Origin of the sequence: Nocardioides sp., from assembly GCF_035547795.1 — a bacterium.
In the GTDB taxonomy this organism is placed as follows: Bacteria; Actinomycetota; Actinomycetes; order Propionibacteriales; family Nocardioidaceae; genus Nocardioides.
This window is the reverse complement of the sequence record NZ_DASZUF010000217.1, coordinates 1-3,193: the sequence shown is the minus strand read 5'-3', so window position 1 is coordinate 3,193 and position 3,193 is coordinate 1. Positions and strand designations below refer to the sequence as shown.

Sequence of the window (3,193 nt, the reverse complement as noted above, 5' to 3'; positions counted from 1 at the left end):
TCGACCGCCACCTTGACGATGTTGGCGCCGGTCGCCTCGTCGCCCGACAGCCGGAGGCCGTCGAACGCGATCTGGGCGGCCTGCAGCAGGGCGACGCCACCACCGGCGACGATGCCCTCCTCGACGGCGGCCTTCGCGTTACGCACCGCGTCCTCGATGCGGTGCTTGCGCTCCTTCAGCTCGACCTCGGTGGCGGCACCGGCCTTGATGACGGCCACGCCGCCGGCCAGCTTGGCCAGCCGCTCCTGCAGCTTCTCCCGGTCGTAGTCGGAGTCGGAGTTCTCGATCTCGGTACGGATCTGGTTGACCCGGCCCTGGATCTGGTCCGCGTCGCCGGCACCCTCGACGATGGTGGTCTCGTCCTTGGTGATGACGGCCTTGCGGGCACGACCAAGCAGCGAGATGTCGGCGTTCTCCAGCTTGAGGCCCACGTCCTCGCTGATCACCTGGCCACCGGTCAGGATCGCGATGTCCTGCAGGATGGCCTTGCGGCGGTCACCGAAGCCGGGCGCCTTGACGGCGACGGACTTGAAGGTGCCGCGGATCTTGTTGACGACCAGGGTGGCCAGCGCCTCGCCCTCGACGTCCTCGGCGATGATCAGCAGCGGCTTGCCCGACTGCATGACCTTCTCCAGCACGGGGAGCAGGTCCTTGACGTTGGAGATCTTCGAGCCGAACAGGAGGATGTACGGGTCCTCCAGGACGGCTTCCTGACGCTCCGCGTCGGTCACGAAGTAACCCGAGATGTAGCCCTTGTCGAAGCGCATACCCTCGGTGAGCTCCAGCTCGAGGCCGAAGGTGTTCGACTCCTCGACGGTGACGACGCCTTCCTTGCCGACCTTGTCCAGCGCCTCGGCGATCAGCTCGCCGATGGTGCGGTCAGCGGCCGAGATCGAGGCGGTCGCAGCGATCTGCTCCTTGGTCTCGACCTCCTTGGCGGCCTTGTGCAGCTGCTCGACGACGGCCTCGACAGCCGTCTCGATGCCGCGCTTGAGGCTGATGGGGTCGGCACCCGCCGCGACGTTGCGCAGGCCCTCGCGCACGAGCGCCTGGGCGAGCACGGTGGCGGTGGTGGTGCCGTCACCGGCGACGTCGTCGGTCTTCTTGGCGACTTCCTTGACGAGCTCGGCCCCGATCTTCTCCCACGGGTCCTCGAGCTCGATCTCCTTGGCGATGGAGACACCGTCGTTGGTGATGGTCGGCGCGCCCCACTTCTTTTCGAGCACGACGTTGCGGCCACGGGGGCCAAGCGTCACCTTGACGGCTTCGGCGAGGGTGTTCAGGCCACGCTCGAGTCCGCGGCGGGCGTCCTCGTCGAACGCGATCAGTTTGGCCATTGCGGTGTTGTCCTCCGGTATTGGGCGCTGCCTGGCTCATGAGGGATGCCGGCAGCAGGACATGTCCTTCGGCCAGGCTCGGTGCCCGCGACGGACGACCATTCCCGTTTCCGGGTCTGGCCTCACCGTCCCGACCTTCAGACAGGCGGTCGGGTCTGACCGCCCGCCTAGCACTCGGCGGCGCCGAGTGCCAATCCCGTGTTTAGCACTCGATGGCGGAGAGTGCAAGCGGCGACCCCGGCGTGGACGTCGTGAGCAGGCATATCGGCTTCCGGACGGAAGACGCCTCCGGGTCAGGCCGAGGGCCGGATGGACACGGTCGCGGGCGGCGGGGCGTTGGTCGCCGACGTGCCCGAGGCACCCCCGCTGGGCCCGACCGGGATGTTCGGCGCGGGCGTCGGCGAGGAGTCGCCGTCGCCACCCGTCAGCAGGATGGCGGCGACCACCCCGCCGGCCACGACGAGCACGCCCAGCGCGATCCACAACCACATCAGCCCGCTCTTCTTCTTCGGCGGCTGCGGCGGGAAGCCCGGAGGCCGGTAACCCTGGGGCGGGCCGTACCCGCCTTGCGGTACGGCACCGTAGGGCTGGGCGCCGTAGCCCGGTGGCGGCCCGTATGCGGGCGGTTGCTGCTGCGGGTAGCCCTGCGGACCGGGGCCATAGGGTGATTGCTGGTGCGGCGGCGGATGCGGTGGCTGCTGCGGCGGCGGGTAACGGCCGGGTGCCTGTGGCGGCGGCCCGCCGGGTCCCGGTTGTCCCCAACCCGGCTGTTGCTGCCCGTACGGCTGCATCCGGCCGCCCTCTCCCCGTGATGTCTCCGCCGACGCCCCCAGCGCCTTGCGCGCGGCGGCAATGAGCTCCACGCAGTTGTCGTAGCGCTCGCCGGGGTGCTTGGCCATCCCGCGGCGGATCACGTCGTCGATCGCCGGCGGCAGCCCGACCGCGTGCGCCACCGACGGTGGCTCGCTCGCGAGGTGCCCCTTGATCACGGCGGGCACGTCACCCTTGAACGGCGGGTTGCCGGTCAGGCAGGCGAACAGCACGCACGCCAGTGCGTACTGATCGGTGCGCCCGTCGAGTGGTTCGCCCCGCAGGTGCTCAGGGGCGGCGTAGGTCGGCGAGCCCAGAAAGTCGCCGCCACGCGTGCGGTGCCCGGTGGCGCCGCGGCGAGTCAGGCCGAAATCGGCGACATAGACGTGCTCTCGCGTGGACTCCCGGCTCGTTACCAGCACGTTCGCCGGTTTCACGTCCAGGTGCACCAGCCCGCGGTTGTGCAGGCTGTCCAGCGCGTCCGCGACCTGGTCGAGCAGGCGCAGGGCGCGCTCGGGCGACATGGGCCCGTCGGAGATCAGGCTGGCGAGGTCCGCGCCGTCGACGAGCCGCATGGCGATGTAGTGCATGCCGTCGATCTCGCCGAAGTCGTACAGGGGCACGACGTTGGCGTGGTCGATGGCCGAGGTGTTCCGGGCTTCGTCGACGAAACGCTCCCGGAACTCGGCGTCGGCACCGAGGTGTTCACCGATCACCTTCAAGGCCACCTTGCGCCCGAGCCGGACGTCGGTGGCCTTGTACATGACGCTCATGCCGCCTTTGCCGAGCACCCCGTCGATGCGGTAGTTACCCAGCCGGCGACCGGTGAGGTCCCCCGACACATCGCCTGTCACACAGCGCAGCCTAGCTGTAGCCGTCAGGACAGTTTGCGGACGTCCGCCGCCTGACTTCGGCCGTCGCGACCGGCCTGGATCTCGAACTCGACCTTGTCACCCTCGTCGAGGGTACGGAAACCGTCCGACTGAATAGCCGAGTAATGGACGAATACATCGGGCCCCTCGGGTGACGCGATGAACCCGTAGCCC

General features: G+C 69.2%; 3 protein-coding genes. All 3 read right to left on the bottom strand.

Annotated features, from left to right (window positions below; translation table 11 throughout):
- The coding region (gene groL, locus VHA72_RS16090; RefSeq protein WP_325577035.1) for a chaperonin GroEL at positions 1 to 1,337 on the bottom strand (1,337 nt) is incomplete at its 3' end.
- Positions 1,338 to 1,630: 293 nt separating this feature from the next.
- Positions 1,631 to 3,001 (bottom strand): serine/threonine-protein kinase, encoded by a 1,371-nt coding sequence (locus VHA72_RS16085; protein WP_325577033.1) that lies wholly within the window; start codon positions 2,999 to 3,001, stop codon positions 1,631 to 1,633.
- A 23-nt stretch (positions 3,002 to 3,024) separates the two neighbouring features.
- Positions 3,025 to 3,193, bottom strand: a 169-nt coding sequence (locus VHA72_RS16080) for a cold-shock protein (RefSeq protein WP_325577038.1), incomplete at its 5' end; no start/stop codon positions are given.